Consider the following 18,479-nt stretch of genomic DNA (forward strand, 5'->3'; position numbering starts at 1 on the left):
GAACGAGACAACCCACGGAACCGGCATGACAACACCCAGACTCCAGCTCGCGCACATCACCAAGCGCTACCCGGCGGTGGTCGCCAACAGCGACATCTCGCTGGCGGTGCAACCGGGCGAGATCCACGCCGTGCTCGGCGAGAACGGCGCCGGCAAGTCGACGCTGATGAAGATCATCTACGGCTCGGTCAAGCCCGACGAGGGCAGCGTCGCATTCGACGGCCAGCCGGTGAACCTGCGCAACCCGCAGCAGGCGCGCGCGCTGGGCATCAGCATGGTGTTCCAGCACTTCAGCCTGTTCGACACCCTCACGGTGGCCGAGAACGTCTGGCTCGGCCTCGACAAGTCGCTGGCGCTGGCCGACGTGGCGCGCAGCATCACGGCCAAGGCGAGCGAGTACGGCCTCGACATCGATCCCGCGCGGCCGGTCCACACGCTGTCGGTGGGCGAGATGCAGCGGGTGGAGATCATCCGCGCGCTGCTGACCGACCCCAAGCTGCTGATCCTCGACGAGCCGACCTCGGTGCTCACGCCGCAGGCGGTGGTCAAGCTGTTCGGCGTGCTCAACAAGCTGGCCTCCGAGGGCTGCAGCATCCTCTACATCAGCCACAAGCTGCACGAGATCCGCGAACTGTGCACCGCCTGCACGGTGCTGCGCGGCGGCAAGGTCACGGGGGTGTGCAACCCGAAGAACGAGAGCAACGAGTCGCTGTCGCGGCTGATGATCGGCAGCGAGCCGCCGCCGCTCGAGCACCGTCCGGTGCATGCGGGCGCGGTGGCGCTGCGCGTGCAGGGCCTCACGCTGGCGCGCGAGGACCAGTTCGGCGTGGACCTCGAGGGCGTGTCCTTCGAGGTGCGCGCGGGCGAGGTGGTGGGCATTGCGGGCGTGTCGGGCAACGGCCAGAAGGAGCTGCTCTACACGCTCTCGGGCGAGGACGTGCGTGCCGAGGCGGCGATGGTGCGGGTCTTCGACCAGCCGGCCGGCCGGCTGCGCCCGCGCGCGCGCCGTGCGCTGGGCCTGCACTTCGTGCCCGAGGAACGGCTGGGCCGCGGCGCGGTGCCCACGCTGGGGCTCGCGCACAACCTGCTGCTGACGCGCGGCGACGCGGTGGGCCGTGGCGGCTGGATCCGCACCGGCGCGCTCGAGCGCCAGGCCAGGTCCATCATCGAGCGCTTCAAGGTCAAGGCCGGCGGCCCGAAGGCGGCGGCGCGCTCGCTGTCGGGCGGCAACCTGCAGAAGTTCATCGTCGGCCGCGAGATCGACGCCAACCCGAAGCTGTTCATCGTCTCGCAGCCGACCTGGGGCGTGGACGTGGGCGCGGCCGCGCTGATCCATGCCGAGATCCTCGCGCTGCGCGACGCGGGCTGCGCGGTGCTGGTGATCAGCGAGGAGCTCGACGAGCTCTTCAGCATCAGCGACCGGCTGCACGTGATCGCCAAGGGGCGGCTGTCGCCCTCGATCGACCGCGCGGCCGCCACGCTGGCGCAGATCGGCGAATGGATGAGCGGGCTGTGGCCGGGCCAACCCGGCAAGAGCAACAAGAACGAGGAGGCCGCCCATGCTTAAGCTCGAACCCCGTCCGGAGCTCTCGCGCTTCTGGACCTTCGCCTCGCCGATCCTGGCGCTGCTGATCACGGTGCTGATCGGCGTGGCGCTGTTCGCCGCGCTCGGCAAGGACCCGGTCAAGGGCCTGCTGGTGTTCTTCTACGAGCCGATCAAGAACGGCTATGCGCTGGGCGAGCTGACGGTGAAGGCCACGCCGCTTCTGATCATCGCGCTGGGCCTGGCGGTCTGCTTTCGCTCCAACGTGTGGAACATCGGCGCCGAGGGCCAGTTCGTGTTCGGCGCGATCGCCGCGGGCGGCGTGGCGCTGATGGCCGACAAGACCACGGGCGGCTGGATCGTGCTGGCGATCCTGGTGGCGGGCACGCTGGGCGGCATGGTCTGGGCCGGCATCGTGGCCTGGCTGCGCGACCGCTTCAACGCGAACGAGATCCTGGTGAGCCTGATGCTGGTGTACGTGGCGACGCTGCTGCTGAGCTACATGGTGTTCGGCCCCTGGAAGGATCCCAACGGCTACAACTTCCCGCAGTCGAAGACCTTCGAGGCGGTGACGCAGATCCCGCGCCTGTTCAAGGGCTCGCGCGTGACGATCGGGGTGATCATCGCGCTGGTGGGGGTGGGGGCGCTGTGGGTGTTCCTGTTCCGCACGCGCGCGGGCTTCGCGCAGCAGGTCGGCGGCCTCGCGCCCGCGGCGGCGCGCTATGCGGGCTTCTCGGCGCGCCGCGCGGTGTGGATCGCGCTCTTGACCTCGGGCGGCGCGGCCGGCCTGGCCGGTGCGCTCGAAGTGGCCGGTCCGCTCGGTCAGCTCACGCCCTACGTGCCGGCCGGCTACGGCTTCGCGGCCATCATCGTGGCCTTCGTCGGCCGCCTGCATCCGGTGGGGATGGTGTTCTCGGCCATCCTGATGAGCATGTTCTACATCGGCGGCGAGCTCGCGCAGTCGCGGCTCGGGCTGCCGAAGTCGCTGACGGGGGTGTTCCAGGGGCTGCTGCTGTTCACGCTGCTGGCTTGCGATACCTTGATTGCCTATCGGGTTCGTCGCAAGGCGGCTGCGAAGGCTGCCGTGCTCACGACGAGTTCTCTGCAAGCGAGTACGCCTTTGACTGCGCCTGTTGCGCGTACGACCGAGGGGGCGCTGTGATGCTGTCCTGCGCTTTCGATCTGGTTCGTTCGGGGTGGGCTCACGCCGACGGCGTACTCCCCTCCGCGAATGTCCCCCGGCCTGCGGCCTCCTCCTTTATTTCGCTGCGGGGAGTACGCCATCGACGTGAGCCTGGGGCAGGTCGGTTGAACCGGCCGGCACAACGACTGCGCCCACGTGCACAGGGCAGTGGGTGCTTCCCGCAGCGAAATAAAGGAGGAGCCGAAGGCGGGGGACATTCGCGGAGGGAAGTACCCGCTGTCCTGTGCACGCGCCCCGACCGTCCCCTCTGCACCCCGAGCAACCCAAGCAACGAGAGCCACTAAAAAAATGGACAGCTACGCACTCCTGCTCGGCTCCACCCTGAGCGCCGGCACCGTCCTGGCCATCGCCGCGCTCGGCCTCCTCATCAACGAGAAGGCCGGCATCGTCAACCTCGGCGCCGAGGGCATGATGCTGTGCGCCGCCATCGCCGGTTTCGCCACCGTGGTGACCACCCACAACCCCTGGCTCGGCCTGCTCGCCGGCATGGCCGCCGGGGCCTTGCTGGCCGCCTTCTTCGGCGTGCTCGTCATCTGGCTCAACACCAACCAGTACGCCACCGGCCTCGCGCTGAGCCTGTTCGGTGTCGGCTTCTCGGCCTTCGCCGGCATCAACTTCGTGCAGGCCAAGCTGCCCGAGAGCGCCAGCTATGCGATTCCCGTGCTGGCCGACATTCCGCTGCTCGGCCCCGCGCTGTTCCGCCATCACCCGATGGTCTACGTCGCCGTGCTGCTGACCGTGGGCCTGATCTGGTTTCTCTACCGCACGCGCGCCGGCCTCGTGCTGCGCTCGGTCGGCGAGTCGCCCGAATCGGCGCATGCGCTGGGCTATCCGGTGCGGCGCATCCGCCTCATGGCCGTGATCGCGGGCGGGGCGCTGTGCGGCCTTTCGGGCGCGTATCTCTCGACCGTCTACACCCCGCTGTGGGTCGAGGGCATGGTCGCGGGCCGCGGCTGGATCGCGCTGGCGCTCACCACCTTCGCCACCTGGCGGCCGATGCGCGTGCTGCTGGGCGCCTACCTGTTCGGCGGCGTCTCGATGCTGGGCTTCCATCTGCAGAGCAGCGGCGTCGACGTGCCCTCGCAGTTCCTCAGCATGTTGCAGTACATCGCGCCCATCGTGGTGCTGGCCCTGATCTCGCGCAACCCCGCATTCATTCGCGTCAACATGCCGGCTTCGATCGGGAAACCGTTCTACCCCGGCTCATAATCGCGGTTTTCGTTTTTCCGCCAACCCGTCCTTTTTGAGGATTTCCGACAATGAATGATCTGAACAAGCGCTCCCTGCTCAAGCTCGCCGCCCTCACGGCGGTCGCTTCGGCAGCCTTGATCGGCTGCGGCAAGAAAGAAGAAGCGGCAGCACCGGCCGCCGCGCCCGCACCGGCTCCGGCACCCGCCGCCGCAGCGCCGGCTCCGGCAGCGCCGCTCAACATCGCATTCGCATACATCGGACCCGTGGGCGACGGCGGCTGGACCTTCGCGCACGACAACGGCCGCAAGGCGCTCGAGAAGGAATTCGGCGACAAGATCAAGACCACCTTCGTGGAAAGCGTGCCCGAGGGCGCCGACGCCGAGCGCGTGTTCCGCGACATGGTCGGCCAGGGCAACAAGCTGATCTTCGGCACCACCTTCGGCTACATGGAGCCCATGCTCAAGGTCGCCAACGACAGCAAGGACGTCAAGTTCGAGCATGCCACCGGCTACAAGACCGCCGAGAACATGCGCACCTACGACAGCCGCACCTACGAAGGCGCGTACATGGCCGGCATCATCGCGGGCGCCATGACCAAGTCGAACACGCTCGGCGTCGTCGGCTCGGTGCCGATCCCCGAGGTGCTGCGCAACATCAACAGCTTCACGCTCGGCGCCCAGTCGGTCAACCCGAAGATCACGACCAAGGTCGTGTGGGTCAACGAGTGGTTCAGCCCGCCGAAGGAAACCGAAGCCGCCACCGCGCTCATCAACGGCGGCGCCGACATCCTGTTCCAGAACACCGACTCGCCGGCCGTGCTCAAGACCGCGCAGGAAAAGGGCAAGCGCGCCTTCGGCTGGGACTCCGACATGACCGCCTACGGTCCCAAGGCCCACCTGGGCTCGGCCACCATCAACTGGGCGCCGTACTACATCAAGGCCACGCAGGACGCGCTCGACGGCAAGTGGGCCACCGGCCAGGCCTGGTGGGGCGTCAAGGAAGGCGCCATCGACCTCGTGTCGATCGCCGAGGACGTGCCGGCCGAAGCCAAGGCCAAGGTCGACGAAGTCAAGAAGGGCCTGAAGGACGGCAGCTTCTCGATCTGGAAGGGCCCGATCCTCGGTCAGGACGGCAAGGAAGTGGTCGCCAAGGACGCGGTCGCCGACGACAAGTTCCTGACCGGCATCAACTTCTACGTCAAGGGCGTCGAAGGCAAGGTGCCGGGCGGCGACAAGAAGTAAACAAGCAGGCTGCTTCGCGTCGCGATGCAGGCAAGGCCGCCTTCGGGGCGGCCTTTTTTCATGGAGGATCCGTTCGATGAAGCGCATTTTTCGCCCCTTCGTTGCCGCAGCCCTCGCGGCGTTGGTCTCGCTGCCCGCCGCCGCGGCTGGCGAGACGCCGCCGCGTTTCTCGAAGGACGAGCAGCCGCTGCGCCAGGCCGTCGAGGATGCCGCGATGTGCTTCCACTTTGCCGGCGAATTCGGCGGCGACGGCTCGGCGCGCGACCGCGAGGTGAAGCGGGAGATGGCCAAGGTCTGCAAGGACGAAAGCCAGCAGCGCGTGATGCAGGCCTACCGCAAGAACCCGCGCGACCGGCGGCTCTATCCCGCGGTGCTGATGCTCGACGGGATGGTCAAGGGGCCGGCGCTGACCGAGGCCGAGAAGGCGCGGCTGTGCGCGGTGGCGAAGACGGAGCTGGTGTGTCCCTGAGGGACGGCCTGCTTTTTCGGGCGGGCCGCATCGTGCGCCGCGACCTACAGCCGGGCGCCACCCACCTGTGGATACTGTGAGCCGACGCACGGCCCGCGCGCGATGCGGGCCTTTTCTTCAGAACGCCACGGCTTCCCGATGCGCAACTCACTCGACTTCACATCCTGGCAAGGCCTGCTCTCGACCCTGCTCGGCCTGGTGCTGGTGTCGCTGGTCGCGGTCGGCATCCGCATCGTCGTGATGCTCAGCGTGCAGCAGCGGCGCGAGCGGCAGAACCGGCAGATCAACGAGCGGCTCAAGACCCTGATCGCGGCCTACAAGGTGCTCGGCGGCTCGTTCACCGGCGAGCTCGCGGTCGACCCCAGCCATCTGCGCGAGCTGCGCACGCGCGGCCTGCAGGCCGAGGCCGAAGGCGGCGCCGACGCCGGCCTGCCCGCCTCGGACCGGCGCCGCCGCATCCGCGATGCGGTCGAGACCGCGCTGTCCGACGTGATCCTGCTCGGCACCGAGGAGCAGGTGCGGCTGGCCGCGAAGGCCGCGGCAGACATGGTCGCGGGCCGCAGCGTGGAGACGGCCGAGCTCGTGGTCTCGCTGCGCACCTTCATCCGCGCGGTGCTCGACCTCGATCCGGTGCCGCCGACGCTCGGCATCCCGAAGCAGGGGCCGCTGCGGCTCAAGGGCACGGCCACGCGCGGCGAGCGCGCGGGCGGTGGCGGCGGCAATGCCGGTGGTGGTGGCGGTGGCAAGGGCGGAGGCGGCGGCATGGGCGGCGGCGGCATGGGCGCCGGCATGGGCGCGGGCCTCGGGGCCGGCATGGGCCTGCACCATGGCGCGGCCGAGGCCGAAGCCACGATCTCCAGCGAACGCACCGACCCATGACCGATACGACGCTCGACACCTCCTCCCTCGCGCTCGTCGACGCCTGCACCCAGGCCTCGCTCGCGCTGCTCGAAGCCAACCTCACGCCGCACGGCATCCTGGCCGCGAGCCGCACCGAGGCCGCGGTGGCGCGGCGCTACACGCGCATCTTCGGGCGCGACGCGGCGATCTGCGTGATGGCGATGTGCGGCAGCGGCGTGCCCGCGCTCGAGCAGGGCGCGGTCGCGAGCCTCGACGCGCTCGCGGCGCAGCAGGCGGCCAACGGGCAGATCCCGAAATACGTCGATCCCGAGGGCCAGGACGCCGACTTCTGGTATCTGGGCTGCATCGACGCCACGCTTTGGTGGCTGATCGCGGTAGACCACGTGCGCCGCCACGGCAAGGTGGGCGCCACGCACTGGGCCGACGGCGTGCAGCGCGCGGTCGGCTGGCTGCTGGCGCAGGAGCACCAGCACTTCCGGCTACTGCAGCAGAACGAGGCCAGCGACTGGGCCGACATCATGCCGCGCTCGGGCTACGTGCTCTACACCAACGCGCTGTGGTTCGACGTCAAGCGCCGCTTCGCGATCGCGCAGGCCGACGAGACCCGGCACCACTTCAACCACCTGTTCAACCCGTTCCAGCGAGACCTGCCCGAATACCACCGCGCGCGGCTGCTGCAGCACTACGCGCGCCGCGGCCGGCGCGATCCGGGGCTGTACCTGAGCTTCGTCAACCTCGCGGTGGTGGGCGACGAGGGCGATGTGTTCGGCAACGTGCTGGCGATCCAGGCCGGGCTGGCCGACGAGGCGATGGCGCACCGCATCGTCAACACCATCGAGGGCGCGCGCGCGAGCGATCCCTACCCGGTGCGCGTGGTGCTGCATCCGCTGTCGCCGCAGCACGATCTGTGGCGCGCCTACATGGGCCGGCACCGGCAGAACCTGGTGCACCAGTACCACAACGGCGGCATCTGGCCCTTCGTGGGTGGTTTCTGGGCCATGGCGCTCGCCAGGCTGGGGCTCGCGGCCGAGGGCTGGGCCGAACTCGCGAAGCTGGCGCGGGCCAACGAGCTCGACGGCTGGCGCTTCACCGAGTGGTTCCATGGCCGCACGCTGGCGCCGATGGGCATGGCGGGCCAGAGCTGGAATGCCGCCACCTTCCTGCTGGCGCGGCGCGCGCTCGAGGGCGTCGCCACGGCCTGGTGAGGGGGCGCTCGAGGGCGGCCGGCTTCCGGTTGCGGCATACTCGCCACCCCCCGCAATCTCCAATCTGCCTCTCGCACAAGACCCCCGCATGGACAAGGAAGTCGACCCCAAAGTACTCGCCGTCATCGATGAGATGCGTCTCTCCGGCCCCCGGCTCACGCCGGTCGACATCGTCGCCAAGATGGGTGTGTTCGACGCGCGCGAGAAGGCCTCGGACCACGCCTGGCTCGCCACCGGCGACAACGTGATCGCCACCATCTGGGGCGAGTACGTCAACCTCGGCGAGGGCGGGCGCTGGTTCTGCCTCGAGTCGCTCGACGTGCAGTTCCGCCCCGGCGGCGGCCCGCGCACCGCGTTCCAGTCGCAGCGCGCCGCCGACCGCCTCGCGCTGCTCAAGCGCACCTTCGACGCCGGCCAGGATTTCCGCGCCGTGGTGCAGACCAACCGCATCGCCATCGGCGAGATCGAAACCAACCGCAGCGCCAAGGTCTCCACGCGCGTGCGCGACGACGCCGAATGGCACGTCGCGAGCTGGGAGCCCGAGCGCAAGTTCGCGGTGCTGGTGCGCGGCCCGCGCGGCTGGGTGCCCGACGAGGCCGCGATCCAGGCCGCTCGCGCCAAGGGCAACGTGCCCGACGAGGCCGCGGCCGGTGCCGACGGCGCGGCGAAGCTGGGCTCGGCCGAGGCCGTGCAGGAGGCCGCCATGGACTACGTGATGCGCCACTTCAAGGGCTACGGCTACAACGCCGAGGACGTGCGCAGCCAGAAGACCGGCTACGACATCGTGGTGTCGAACTCGAAGGGCGCGACCCTGCTCAAGGTCACGGTCAAGGGCACGGCCTCGGGCTTCCCGACCTTCCGCCTCACGCGCGAGGAGCAACTGAGCTCGGTCGGCGAGCCGTTGTGGCGCCTGCTGGTGGTGTCCGACGTGGCGACCACCACGGCCGCGCACAAGATCTACAAGCCCACCGAGATGACGCAGGCGCCCGGCTTCGAGCCGCTCTGAACCGTCAGGCCCGGGGCTGCTGCTGCGCGGCCTGCAGCTGCGCCGCCATCTTCTGGTGGATCAGGTTCACGGCCTTCAGCGGGCGCAGCATCACCTTGAACTCGGTGATCTTGCCGGCGTCGTTCCAGCGGATCATGTCGACGCCGTTGACCACGATGCCGTCGAGCTCCACCTCGAACTCGAGCACCGCGTCGCGCTCGGCCTTCACTTCGCGCACGTAGCGGAAGCTCGGGTTGAAGAAGACCTCGAAGGCCGCGGCCAGGTAGCGGCGCGTGATCTCCTTGCCGACCTGCGGCTTGTGCACCACCGGCGAATGGAAGACGGCGTTCTCGTCGAGCAGGATGTCGAGCCCCGCCGCGTCGTGCGTCTTCACGAGCTGGTGCCAGGTGGAAAGCGTGTCGATCGCCATGTCGTGTGTCCGATGCTGTGGATGGATGGAGCACGCCATGGTATCGGCTGGCCGCCCTGCGTGTGCTATTGGTCGACGCTCGAGAGCGCCCTGAGCACGGCCACGCCCCGATAGGCCCGCCAGAGCCCGAAGGGCACCAGCAGCAGGCCGGCCAGCCGATGCCACGACGGCTCCAGGGACAGCGCGGCCCAGATCCCGAGCGCGGCGATGAGCAGGCCGCCGACGATGTTGACCACACCGCCACTGAGCCACTGCACCTGGAGCAGCCGCGCCGTCAGCGACAGCATGCGGTCGGCCACCTTGAGCCCGAGCCGGTCGGCCAGCACATAGAGCCCGAGCAGCAGCAACGGCGCCACGGCGATGCCGATCAGGAGATACGCCGCGATGCCGACCAGGGTGTGCATGCGGCCCAGCTTATCAAGCGAATCGATCGAGCAGGCTGTACCAGGCCACGCCCGCCGCGATGTAGAAGCGCTGCAGTCCATGCAGCGGGATCGGCCGCAGCGGCGTCACCGGGTAAGGGAAATCCGCCCCCGGCTGCAGCAGTCGTGCCGCCACGTGTCGGCCCATGCTGGTGGCCAGCGCGATGCCGCGCCCGTTGTAGCCCAGCGCGATCGTGAGGCCCGGCGCGGGCGTGTGCACATGCGGCATGAAGTCGCGCGTGACGGCGATGCGGCCGGCCCAGCGGTACTCGTACTGGAGCGGCCCGAGCTGCGGGAACAGCAGTTCGAGCGAGCGCTCGAGGTGCGCGAAGTCGGCCGGTCCCGCCGGATCGGCGAAGTGGCCGCGCCCGCCCATCAGCAACCGGCCCTGCGCGTCCTTGCGGAAGTACAGCAACAGGCGCTGCGAGGTCGAGGCGGTCTCGCCGCCCGGCAGGATGGCGTGCGCGGCCGCGCCCTGCAGCGGCGCGGTCGCGACGATGAAGCTGTTGGCCGCGAGCACCGTGCGCGAGAGGCCGGGCCACAGGCCGCCGGTGTAGCCGTTGGTGGCGATCAGCACCTGGTCGGCGACCACGCTCGCGCCGCTGGCCGTGGTCGCATGCCACTGCGTACCGCGGCGTTCGAGCGCGGTGACCGCGCTGCCGCCGTGCACCGATGCGCCCGCCGCCTGCGCCGCGCGCACCAGGCCGCGCGTGTAGGCCAGCGGCTGGATGCCACCCGCGCGGCCGTCGAGCCAGCCGCCCGCGAAGGCGTCCGTCCCCAGGCGCGCCGCGACCTCGTTGCGGTCGAGCATCTGCGTGGCGGCGCCGCGCCGCGCCCATTGCTCGGCGCGCGCATGCATGGCGGCGATGTGCTGCTGCGAATAGGCCACCTGCAGCCAGCCCTTGCGCACCGGCTGGCAGTCGATGCCGTGGCGTTCGATCAGCTCGAACACCAGGTCGGCCGAGCGCGAGACCGCGTCGATCAGCGGCTCGGCGCGCGCGGCGCCGTAGAGCCGCACCAGCTCGTCGGGATCGTGCTTGAGCGTGGGATTGACCTGGCCGCCGTTGCGCCCCGAGGCGCCCCAGCCCGGCTCGTGCGCCTCGAGCACGCAGACCTTCGCGCCGGCCTCGGCCAGGTGCAGCGCGGCCGACAGGCCCGTGAAGCCGGCGCCGACGATCAGCACGTCGGCGCGCCGCGAACCCGCCAGCGGTGGCGTCGGCGGTGCCGCCGGCGCGGTGGCTGCCCACAGCGAGGGAGGCAGTGTGGATGTCGCGATGCTCACGCGCGCACCTCCGCCGACGGATGCAGCACGCGGCGCAGGAAGTCCTGCGTGCGCGCCTGGCGCGGCGCGCCCAGCATCTGCGCGGCCGGGCCTTCCTCGACGATGCTGCCGCTGTGCAGGAAGCACACGCGGTCGGCCACCTCGCGCGCGAAGCCCATCTCGTGCGTGACCACGATCATGGTCATGCCCTCGTCGGCCAGCGCACGCATCACGCCGAGCACGTCGCCCACGAGCTCGGGGTCGAGCGCCGAGGTGGGTTCGTCGAACAGCATGGCCTCGGGCTTCATCGCGAGCGCGCGCGCGATCGCCACGCGCTGCTGCTGGCCGCCCGAGAGCTGCGCCGGCCAGGCCTGCGCCTTCTCGGCCAGCCCGACCTTGGCGAGCAGCACGAGCGCCTCCTCGCGCGCCTGCGCCGGATTCTGGCGCAGCACGTGCACCGGGCCCTCCATCACGTTCTCGATCACGGTGCGGTGCGGGAACAGGTTGAAGCGCTGGAACACCATGCCCATGCGGCTGCGCAGCCGGTGGATGGCGGGTGAGTTCCGGTCCACGCGCTCGCCGAAGGCGCGCACCTCGCCGCCCTCGTACGACTCGAGGCCGTTGATGCAGCGCAGCACCGTCGACTTGCCCGAACCCGAGGGGCCGATCAGGCACACCACTTCGCCCTTGTCCACGCGCAGGCTCACGCCCTGCAGCACGCGGTGCGCGCCGAAGCGCTTCTCCAGGCCTTCGACGTGGATCATGGCTTTCTCCTTCCGGCGCCGAAGCGCGCCTCGAGCCGGCGCAGGCCCCAGACCAGCGGCAGGCTCATCAAGAGGTAGAGCAGCGCGACCAGCGTGTAGACCGTCATGTTCTGGAAGGTGGAGGAGGCGATCAGCTGGCCCGCGCGCGTCATCTCGGCCACCGTGATGGTCGAGACCAGCGAGGAGTCCTTGAGCATCATCACCAGCGTGTTGCCGTAGGGCGGCAGCGCGATGCGGAAGGCCTGCGGCAGGATCACGCGCCGCATGATCAGCGCCGAGCGCATGCCCATGGCCTGCGCGGCCTCGCGCTGGCCCGGGTCGACGGCCTCGATGCCGGCGCGGAAGTTCTCGGCCTGGTAGGCCGAGTAGGCGATGCCCAGCCCGATCACGCCGGCCTGGAAGGCCGTGAGCTGCACGCCGAACTCGGGCAGCACGAAGTAGATGTAGAACAGCTGCACGATGATCGGCAGCCCGCGGATCACGTTGACGATCACCGCGCCGGTCCACGAGACGGCGCGCACCGGCGACAGCTTCATCAGCGCCAGCGCGAGGCCGAGCACGCTGCTCAGCAGGAACGACAGCACGGTGACCTGCACCGTGACCACCGCGCCCTGCAGCAGGATCGGCAGGAAGTCCTGCGCGTGTTGGAGAAACGAGGAGGCCATGGCTCAGCGCGCGCTCAGATGCCCCATTTCTGGACGATCTTCGCCAGCGTGCCGTCGGCCTTGATCGCGGCGATGGCCTTGTTCAGCCGCGCCAGCGTCTCGGTGTCGCCCTTGCGCACCACCAGGCAGACGTCGCCCACGTTCACCGGCTTGTAGCTGTCGACCAGCTTCACGCCCGGGAAGGTGTTCTGCCGGATCTGGTAGGCCATGATGGGCTGGTCGCCGAGGCCGGCCTTGATGCGGCCGAGCGAGAGATCGCGCGTCATGTCGGCCACCGAGTCGTAGCTGCGCACCTCCTTGAAGATGCCCTTCTTGTTGAGCATGTCGAGGAACACGGTGCCGACCTGCGCGCCCACCACCTCGCCCTTGAGCTCGTCGAGCGTGGCGTAGGCGCGGGTGTCGTCGGCCTTGACGATCAGGCCCTCGCCGTACGAATAGACCGGGTCGCTGAAGTCGACCACCTCCTGGCGCGCGGGCGTCTTGAGCATGGCGGCCGAGACGATGTCGATCTTGCGCGCCGTGAGCGAGGGGATCAGCGCCGAGAACACGGTCTGCTGCACGTTGACCGTGAAGCCGCCCGCCTTGCCGACCGCGGTGACGGTGTCGACCATCATTCCCTGGATGCTGTTGCTCTTCACGTCGAGGAAGGTGAAGGGCACGCCGGTGGCGGTGGCGCCCACGTTGAAGCTGGCCGGGGCCGCGCCCTGGGCCGCCGCGAACGAGGCGGCGCCGGCGATGCAGAGGCCGAGCGCGAGGCGGCGCAGCGGGCGGAGGTGGCGAACGATGCGATTCATGGAAGCACTCCTCAGGACAAGAGAGACAGAGAAAAGAAGGAAGCGGGTTCGACGCAACATGCATGCCAATAATCGATTCAATCGACTCTTTAATCAATAAATGAAAACCACTAGTCGAATTGATCGTATCGATATTCGATATTTCTTCGGACGCTAGCTATACTTCGGCGCCATGGACCCCACGACCGCCCCCACCGGGACCGCCGACGACGCGGCGCCCGAGGACAGCCAGAGCCTTCTCTTCAACCAGTCGCTCGAGAAGGGCCTGGCGGTGCTGCGCGCCTTCAGCGCGCGGCGGCGCACCATGACGCTGGCCGACGTGGCCGCGGCCACCGACATCACCAAGAGCTCGGCCCAGCGCATGGTCTTCACGCTCGAGAAGCTCGGCTACCTGCGCAAGCATCCGAAGACGCGGCGCTATCAGCTCACGCCGCGCGTGATGGAGATCGGCTTCAACTACCTCGCCGCCAATGCGCTGATCGACGTGGCGAATCCCTACCTGTCGGAGCTCACCAAGGTGACGACCGAGACCTCCTGCCTCACCGAGCCCGACGGGCTGGACATGGTCTACGTGGCGCGCTTCGTGAGCGCGCAGTTCGTGCCGGTGCACATGCCGATCGGCAGCCGCATCCCGATGTACTGCACCGCCTCGGGTCGCGCCTTCCTGAGCGCGCTGCCCGAGGACGAGGCGCGCGCGCTGATCGAGGCCTCGGACCGGGTGGCCCACACCACTCACACGCTGACCGAGGTCGAGGCGATCCTGGCCACCTTGCGCCAGGCACGGCTGCAGGGCTTCGCGACCAATGCCGAGGAGCTGTTCCTCGGCGACATGACCATCGCCGCGCCGGTGCTCGGCAGCCAGGGCCGGCCGGTGGCCTCGGTGCACGTGGTCGCGCCCACCAGCCGCTGGACGCTGGAGGAGGCGGTGCGCAAGCTGGCGCCCACCTTGCTCTTGTGCGCGCGCTCGCTCACGAGCTCGGCGCGCAGCCTCGATTGAGGCCATACGGTTTCGCGCATTGCGCGGCCGCGGGCAGCCTTTATGCTCGCGCGAACGCAATGCCCCACGGCGCCCCCCATGCGCCAGACCCCACCATGACCGACTTTCGCCCCGCCGCCGACCACCTGCGCTTCGACGCCATTCCCGCCGAGCGCCTGCCCGAGCTGCTGCGCGCCATGCCCAAGGCCGAGCTGCACATGCACATCGAGGGCTCGCTCGAGCCCGAGCTGATCTTCGCGCTCGCGCAGCGCAACGGCGTGGCCATTCCCTACGCCAGCGTCGAGGAGCTGCGCCAGGCCTACGCCTTCACCAACCTGCAGAGCTTCCTCGACATCTACTACGCGGGCGCGAGCGTGCTGCTGAAGGAGCAGGACTTCTACGACATGGCCTGGGCCTACCTCGAGCGCGCCGCGGCCGACCACGTGGTCCACACCGAGATGTTCTTCGACCCGCAGACCCACACCGCGCGCGGCGTGGCGATGCAGACCGTGGTCGACGGCCTGCACCGCGCCTGCGTCGAGGCGAAATCGAAGCTGGGCGTGAGCGCCTCGCTGATCCTGTGCTTCCTGCGCCACCTGAGCGAGGAGGAAGCCTTCGAGACCCTGGAGCAGGCGCTGCCCCATCGCGACAAGTTCATCGGCGTGGGGCTCGACTCGAGCGAGGTCGGCCATCCGCCCGAGAAGTTCGCGCGCGTGTTCGCGCGCTGCCGCGAGCTGGGCCTGCACCTCGTGGCCCATGCGGGCGAGGAGGGCCCGCCCGAATACGTGTGGAGCGCGCTCGACGTGCTCAAGGTGGAGCGCGTCGACCATGGCGTGCAGAGCGCGAAGGACCCGGCGCTGATGCAGCGGCTGGCGCAGGACCGCATCCCGCTGACCGTGTGCCCGCTGTCGAACCTCAAGCTGTGCGTGTTCCCCGACCTCGCGCAGCACAACCTCGGCACCCTGCTCGACGCGGGCCTGGTCGCCACGGTGAACTCCGACGACCCGGCCTACTTCGGCGGCTACATGAACCAGAACTTCACGCAGACCTTCGAGGCCACCGGCCTGAATGCGCGCCACGCCTGGCAGCTCGCGGCCAACAGCTTCGAGGGCAGCTTCATCGACGAGGCCGCCAAGCGCGCCTATGTGGAGCGGCTCAACGCCGTCTTCGCCGACTTCGGCGCCTGACAGGCACCGGCGGAAGTCGAAGGCGCGCGCGGCGCCAGCAGCGGCACCGCGACCAGCGCGCAGCCCGCCGCCGCCAGCCACACCAGCGGCCAGCCCCGCGCCGCCATCAGGTGCGGGATCGAGAACGGCGTGAGGAAGCAGACCAGGAACACGCTGGTGTTCGCCATGCCCAGCGCCGTGCCGGCGCGCGCGGCGCCGGCCAGTGTGGCGAGCTCGGTGTAGGCCACGCCGTGCCAAGCCGAGACGCAGATGCCGCTCACGCCCAGCAGCACCACCAGCGCGATACGCAACGCCTGCGATTCGGCCGCGACCTGCGAGCCGGTGCAGAACACCAGCAGCGCGAGCAACGCGAACAGCGCCACGCTGAGGCTGGCGCAGGCGCGCAGGTAGGCCGGCCGATTGCCGCGCCGGTCGGTCCAGCGCCCGCTCCACACGCGCATCGCCATCGCGCCGGCCTGCAGCGTGACCATGGCGGCGGTGATGGTGGCCAGGCCCGCATGGCCGAAGTCGTGCAGGAACACCGTGCCGAAGGACAGCACCGCGAACTGCGGCGCGCAGAGGATGCCGATGCCCGCGACGATGCGCCACACGCGCGCATCGCGCAGCGGGCCGGTGCCCGAAGCGGCCGGCGCGGCCGAGGGCCGTGCGGCGCGCTCGAGCGGCGGCTCGTGCACCCAGGCCCAGGCCATCCAGGCGCTGAGCGCGCACAGCAGCGCGAGCACGCCGTAGAGCGCCGCGAAGCCGAGGTGCAGCGCCAGCCACGGCAGCACCAGCGCGCCGACGGCGCCGCCCAGCGGCACGGCGGTTTGCCGGATGCTCATCGCGAGGCCGCGCTCGCCGGCCGCGAACCAGGTCATCACCGCGCGGCCGCTGGCGCCGTTGACGCTGCCGCCGAGCAGCCCGACCAGCAGCAGCCCGCCGCCGAGCAGGCCCAGGCCCGGGACGTGGCCGGCCGCGGGCGCGGCCCACAGCGCCATCGCCGCCAGGGCCAGCGCGGTGGCGCCCAGGCCCAGCAGCAGCACCGGGCGGTCGCCCCAGCGGTCGGTCAGCAGGCCCCAGGGCAGTTCGCTGACCGCGATGCCCAGGCCCATGAGGCCGAGCACCAGGCCGAGCGTGGCGTTGTCGAGCTGGTAGCCCGAGCGCATCAGCACGGCGGTCATCGGGATGCCGCTGAAGGCGACCGAGAAGGCGGCGTTGGCCGCGACGCCCGCGCTCAGCACTTTCCAGCGGTGGCGCGGCGGGAGCGGGGAGGGGGAAGGGGCGGAATGGGTCATATGCGGCCGCAGTCTCCGCGCTTGCGAAGGTTTTGAAAATCAGAAAATAATCGTCGAATCGTTCGAAAAAACAGGATGGTTGCGATGTCCCAGGTGATGTTCGATCTCGACGTGCTGCGCAGCTTCTCGACCGGCGTGGCGCTCGGCAGCTATGCGCGCGCGGCCGACCGGCTCGGCCGCTCGACCTCGGCGGTCAGCGCCCAGCTCAAGAAGCTCGAGTCGCAGGCCGGCACGGTGCTGTTCCGCAAGGCCGGCCGCGGCCTGGAGCTGACCGACGCGGGCGAGACCCTGCTGGCCTACGCGCACCGGCTGCTGGCGCTCAACGAGGAGGCGGGCGCCGCGATGCGCGGTGTCGACCTCGAGGGCTGGGTGCGGCTCGGGCTGCAGGAGGACTTCGGCGAGACGCTGCTGCCCGCGGTGCTGGGCCGCTTCGCGCGCGCCCATCCCAAGGTGCGCATCGAGGCCTGCGTGGCGCGCAGCGGCGACCTGCGCGAGCGGCTCGAGCTCGGCAAGCTCGACCTGGCGCTGGCCTGGGACGCGGGCGAGCAGCCGATCTCCGCGCATGCGCAGCGCGTGGCGCGGCTGCCGCTGCAGTGGATCGGCCCGGTCGACGCGGCGATGTGCGATGCCCCCTGGTGGAAGGAGCGCGAGCGCGGCGCGGCGGGCGCGCGCAGGACGCGGGAGCCGCTGCCGCTGGTGCTGCTCGACGCGCCCTGTCCGCTGCGCGCCATCGTCACCGACGCCCTCGATCGCGCGGGCGTGCCCTGGCGCCATGCCTTCGCGAGCAGCAGCCTGGCCGCGCTGTGGGCCGCGAGTTCGGCTGGCCTCGGCCTCTCGGTGCGCACGCCCTTCGGCCTGCCGCGCCAGGTGCGGGCCATCGACCGCACGCTGCTCGGCCTGCCCGCGCTGCCGCAGATGTCGCTGTCGCTCTATCGCGCGCAGGCGCAGGCGGAAGCGCCGGCCGCGCGGCTGGGCACCCTGCTGCTGGAGGCGGTGCGCGAGCATGTGCAGGGCGAGGGGAGCGTGCTGCACTGAGCCCGGGGGCGGACCGACCGTCCTTCGGCCCAGTGAGGGCAATGCCTCATACCGCCTGCGCGTTGATCGCCCCAGAATGGGGCGCAGAAGACAAGAGACGAGACAAGCGGGTCCATGACCATCCCGAAGAACTTCCTGCACCTGTGGGACGACAGGTTCCTCTACATCACACCGGCGATCCAGTCGGGCCTGACCGCGCGCTCCTCGGCCACGGTGCTGGCCTCGGTGAGCGGGCATCCGTTCATGCTCGAGGCGGCCGACGGCACGCGCACGTACTGCACCGCCGCCGTGGTGGCGCCGCACGTGGCGCGCCGGCTCGCGGTCGAGGGTTGCGGGTTGTTGTCGCTCAACATCGATCCGGCCTCGGGCGCCTACCGCATGCTCTCGCGCCAGCTCGGCGGGCACGGCATCCAGGTGTTCGATGCGCGCCGCTTCGGCCGCCTGCGCGAGGGCTTCGAGCCCGCGCAGGCCGGCGTGCTCGACGATGCCGCGCTGCAGGCGCTGAGCCGCGGCCTGGTGGAGACCATCACCGGCAGCCCCGAGCGCCGCACGCCCAACGATCCGCGCATCGAGCGCGTGCTCGACGCGATCCGCCATCGCGCGGGCGCGGTGTCGCTGCGCGAGCTGTCGGCCGTGGCCTGCCTCTCGCCCGACCGGCTCACCCACCTGTTCGCGCAGCAGGTGGGCGTGTCGATCAAGCGCTATGCGCTGTGGACCAAGGTGCGGCGCACGGTGCAGCAGTTCACCGGCCAGCGCCCGCTGACCGACGTCGCGCTGACCAGCGGCTTCACCGACGCGGCCCACATGAGCCGCACCTTCAAGAGCTACTTCGGCCTCGCGCCCTCGTTCCTCGCGGGCAAGGTCGAGGTCAAGGCCGACGAGCAGGCCTCGCAGGCCTGGGGCCACGGCGCGCTCCCGATGCATTCCTGAGCGCCTGCTGAAGCGGCGCCCGCGCGAGCGCAATACAGCGGC

The 18,479-nt window shown here is 70.1% G+C and carries 19 protein-coding genes; 12 read left to right on the plus strand and 7 right to left on the minus strand.

Annotated elements, in window-relative coordinates; all coding sequences use genetic code 11:
* Window positions 1-25 precede the first annotated feature (25 nt).
* The 8 genes from KV106_RS14405 to KV106_RS14440 all read left to right on the plus strand — a co-directional run bounded on the left by KV106_RS14405 (window position 26) and on the right by KV106_RS14440 (window position 8,720).
* Window positions 26-1,567, plus strand: coding sequence for an ABC transporter ATP-binding protein (locus KV106_RS14405; protein ID WP_261210811.1), 1,542 nt, complete (start codon window positions 26-28; stop codon window positions 1,565-1,567).
* Window positions 1,560-2,705: an ABC transporter permease gene (locus KV106_RS14410; protein WP_057591999.1), complete on the plus strand. Its 1,146-nt coding sequence runs from the start codon at window positions 1,560-1,562 to the stop codon at window positions 2,703-2,705. The genes KV106_RS14405 and KV106_RS14410 overlap by 8 nt, the downstream gene beginning before the upstream one ends.
* Window positions 2,706-3,035: 330 nt before the next feature.
* On the plus strand, window positions 3,036-3,956 hold the full coding sequence (locus KV106_RS14415) for an ABC transporter permease (RefSeq protein WP_057591998.1): 921 nt from the start codon (window positions 3,036-3,038) through the stop codon (window positions 3,954-3,956).
* A gap of 50 nt (window positions 3,957-4,006) precedes the next feature.
* Window positions 4,007-5,179, plus strand: coding sequence for a BMP family ABC transporter substrate-binding protein (locus KV106_RS14420; protein WP_057591996.1), 1,173 nt, complete (start codon window positions 4,007-4,009; stop codon window positions 5,177-5,179).
* Window positions 5,180-5,255: 76 nt separating this feature from the next.
* Window positions 5,256-5,648 carry a hypothetical protein gene (locus KV106_RS14425; protein WP_057591994.1) on the plus strand — a complete coding sequence of 131 codons (393 nt, stop codon included), beginning with the start codon at window positions 5,256-5,258 and terminating at the stop codon, window positions 5,646-5,648.
* A gap of 138 nt (window positions 5,649-5,786) precedes the next feature.
* Complete coding sequence (locus KV106_RS14430; protein WP_261210812.1) at window positions 5,787-6,527, plus strand: hypothetical protein; 741 nt, start codon at window positions 5,787-5,789, stop codon at window positions 6,525-6,527.
* On the plus strand, window positions 6,524-7,714 hold the full coding sequence (locus KV106_RS14435; protein WP_261210813.1) for a glycoside hydrolase 100 family protein: 1,191 nt from the start codon (window positions 6,524-6,526) through the stop codon (window positions 7,712-7,714). Before KV106_RS14430 ends, KV106_RS14435 begins: the two co-directional genes overlap by 4 nt.
* Before the next feature lie 88 nt (window positions 7,715-7,802).
* The gene (locus KV106_RS14440; protein ID WP_261210814.1) at window positions 7,803-8,720 is read left to right on the plus strand and encodes a DUF3883 domain-containing protein; all 918 of its coding nucleotides are present in this window, start codon (window positions 7,803-7,805) and stop codon (window positions 8,718-8,720) included.
* 4 nt (window positions 8,721-8,724) lie between these two features.
* Here KV106_RS14440 and KV106_RS14445 read toward each other — a convergent pair whose 3' ends face one another.
* The 6 genes from KV106_RS14445 to KV106_RS14470 all read right to left on the minus strand — a co-directional run bounded on the left by KV106_RS14445 (window position 8,725) and on the right by KV106_RS14470 (window position 13,035).
* Window positions 8,725-9,129, minus strand: coding sequence for a nuclear transport factor 2 family protein (locus KV106_RS14445; protein WP_057591984.1), 405 nt, complete (start codon window positions 9,127-9,129; stop codon window positions 8,725-8,727).
* A 65-nt stretch (window positions 9,130-9,194) separates the two neighbouring features.
* Window positions 9,195-9,533, minus strand: coding sequence for a hypothetical protein (locus KV106_RS14450; protein WP_261210815.1), 339 nt, complete (start codon window positions 9,531-9,533; stop codon window positions 9,195-9,197).
* Window positions 9,534-9,546: 13 nt separating this feature from the next.
* On the minus strand, window positions 9,547-10,833 hold the full coding sequence (locus KV106_RS14455) for an NAD(P)/FAD-dependent oxidoreductase (protein ID WP_409976522.1): 1,287 nt from the start codon (window positions 10,831-10,833) through the stop codon (window positions 9,547-9,549).
* Entirely contained in the window at window positions 10,830-11,576 is a 747-nt protein-coding gene (locus tag KV106_RS14460; RefSeq protein ID WP_261210816.1) for an amino acid ABC transporter ATP-binding protein, read from the minus strand. The genes KV106_RS14455 and KV106_RS14460 overlap by 4 nt, the downstream gene beginning before the upstream one ends.
* A complete protein-coding gene (ehuD, locus tag KV106_RS14465; RefSeq protein WP_057591978.1) occupies window positions 11,573-12,241 on the minus strand; it encodes an ectoine/hydroxyectoine ABC transporter permease subunit EhuD in 669 nt (222 codons plus the stop codon). The genes KV106_RS14460 and ehuD overlap by 4 nt, the downstream gene beginning before the upstream one ends.
* Before the next feature lie 14 nt (window positions 12,242-12,255).
* Complete coding sequence (locus KV106_RS14470) at window positions 12,256-13,035, minus strand: ABC transporter substrate-binding protein (RefSeq protein WP_057591976.1); 780 nt, start codon at window positions 13,033-13,035, stop codon at window positions 12,256-12,258.
* Window positions 13,036-13,207: 172 nt separating this feature from the next.
* On the opposite strand from KV106_RS14470, the gene KV106_RS14475 reads away from it, so the two are divergent.
* Window positions 13,208-14,032, plus strand: coding sequence for an IclR family transcriptional regulator (locus KV106_RS14475; RefSeq protein ID WP_093340419.1), 825 nt, complete (start codon window positions 13,208-13,210; stop codon window positions 14,030-14,032).
* Between the two features lie 95 nt (window positions 14,033-14,127).
* Window positions 14,128-15,198 (plus strand): adenosine deaminase, encoded by a 1,071-nt coding sequence (locus KV106_RS14480; protein WP_261210817.1) that lies wholly within the window; start codon window positions 14,128-14,130, stop codon window positions 15,196-15,198.
* Here the strand turns inward: KV106_RS14480 and KV106_RS14485 are convergent.
* Window positions 15,153-16,472: an MFS transporter gene (locus tag KV106_RS14485; protein ID WP_261210818.1), complete on the minus strand. Its 1,320-nt coding sequence runs from the start codon at window positions 16,470-16,472 to the stop codon at window positions 15,153-15,155. The two genes, KV106_RS14480 and KV106_RS14485, sit on opposite strands and share 46 nt — an antisense overlap.
* Window positions 16,473-16,556: 84 nt before the next feature.
* On the opposite strand from KV106_RS14485, the gene KV106_RS14490 reads away from it, so the two are divergent.
* Together KV106_RS14490 and KV106_RS14495 are read left to right on the plus strand one after the other, a co-directional pair.
* Window positions 16,557-17,507, plus strand: a complete 951-nt coding sequence (locus tag KV106_RS14490; protein ID WP_057591969.1) for a LysR substrate-binding domain-containing protein — start codon at window positions 16,557-16,559, stop codon at window positions 17,505-17,507.
* A 114-nt stretch (window positions 17,508-17,621) separates the two neighbouring features.
* A complete protein-coding gene (locus KV106_RS14495) occupies window positions 17,622-18,437 on the plus strand; it encodes a helix-turn-helix domain-containing protein (protein ID WP_261210819.1) in 816 nt (271 codons plus the stop codon).
* Window positions 18,438-18,479: the final 42 nt, after the last annotated feature.

Source organism: Variovorax endophyticus, assembly GCF_025376855.1.
In the GTDB taxonomy this organism is placed as follows: domain Bacteria; phylum Pseudomonadota; class Gammaproteobacteria; order Burkholderiales; family Burkholderiaceae_C; genus Variovorax.

Coding starts and splice junctions, on each gene's coding strand:
- KV106_RS14405 (WP_261210811.1), top strand. CDS start 26: ATGACAACACCCAGACTCCAGCTCGCGCACATCACCAAGCGCTACCCG.
- KV106_RS14410 (WP_057591999.1), top strand. CDS start 1,560: ATGCTTAAGCTCGAACCCCGTCCGGAGCTCTCGCGCTTCTGGACCTTC.
- KV106_RS14415 (WP_057591998.1), top strand. CDS start 3,036: ATGGACAGCTACGCACTCCTGCTCGGCTCCACCCTGAGCGCCGGCACC.
- KV106_RS14420 (WP_057591996.1), top strand. CDS start 4,007: ATGAATGATCTGAACAAGCGCTCCCTGCTCAAGCTCGCCGCCCTCACG.
- KV106_RS14425 (WP_057591994.1), top strand. CDS start 5,256: ATGAAGCGCATTTTTCGCCCCTTCGTTGCCGCAGCCCTCGCGGCGTTG.
- KV106_RS14430 (WP_261210812.1), top strand. CDS start 5,787: ATGCGCAACTCACTCGACTTCACATCCTGGCAAGGCCTGCTCTCGACC.
- KV106_RS14435 (WP_261210813.1), top strand. CDS start 6,524: ATGACCGATACGACGCTCGACACCTCCTCCCTCGCGCTCGTCGACGCC.
- KV106_RS14440 (WP_261210814.1), top strand. CDS start 7,803: ATGGACAAGGAAGTCGACCCCAAAGTACTCGCCGTCATCGATGAGATG.
- KV106_RS14445 (WP_057591984.1), bottom strand. CDS start 9,129: ATGGCGATCGACACGCTTTCCACCTGGCACCAGCTCGTGAAGACGCAC.
- KV106_RS14450 (WP_261210815.1), bottom strand. CDS start 9,533: ATGCACACCCTGGTCGGCATCGCGGCGTATCTCCTGATCGGCATCGCC.
- KV106_RS14460 (WP_261210816.1), bottom strand. CDS start 11,576: ATGATCCACGTCGAAGGCCTGGAGAAGCGCTTCGGCGCGCACCGCGTG.
- ehuD (WP_057591978.1), bottom strand. CDS start 12,241: ATGGCCTCCTCGTTTCTCCAACACGCGCAGGACTTCCTGCCGATCCTG.
- KV106_RS14470 (WP_057591976.1), bottom strand. CDS start 13,035: ATGAATCGCATCGTTCGCCACCTCCGCCCGCTGCGCCGCCTCGCGCTC.
- KV106_RS14475 (WP_093340419.1), top strand. CDS start 13,208: ATGGACCCCACGACCGCCCCCACCGGGACCGCCGACGACGCGGCGCCC.
- KV106_RS14480 (WP_261210817.1), top strand. CDS start 14,128: ATGACCGACTTTCGCCCCGCCGCCGACCACCTGCGCTTCGACGCCATT.
- KV106_RS14485 (WP_261210818.1), bottom strand. CDS start 16,472: ATGACCCATTCCGCCCCTTCCCCCTCCCCGCTCCCGCCGCGCCACCGC.
- KV106_RS14490 (WP_057591969.1), top strand. CDS start 16,557: ATGTCCCAGGTGATGTTCGATCTCGACGTGCTGCGCAGCTTCTCGACC.
- KV106_RS14495 (WP_261210819.1), top strand. CDS start 17,622: ATGACCATCCCGAAGAACTTCCTGCACCTGTGGGACGACAGGTTCCTC.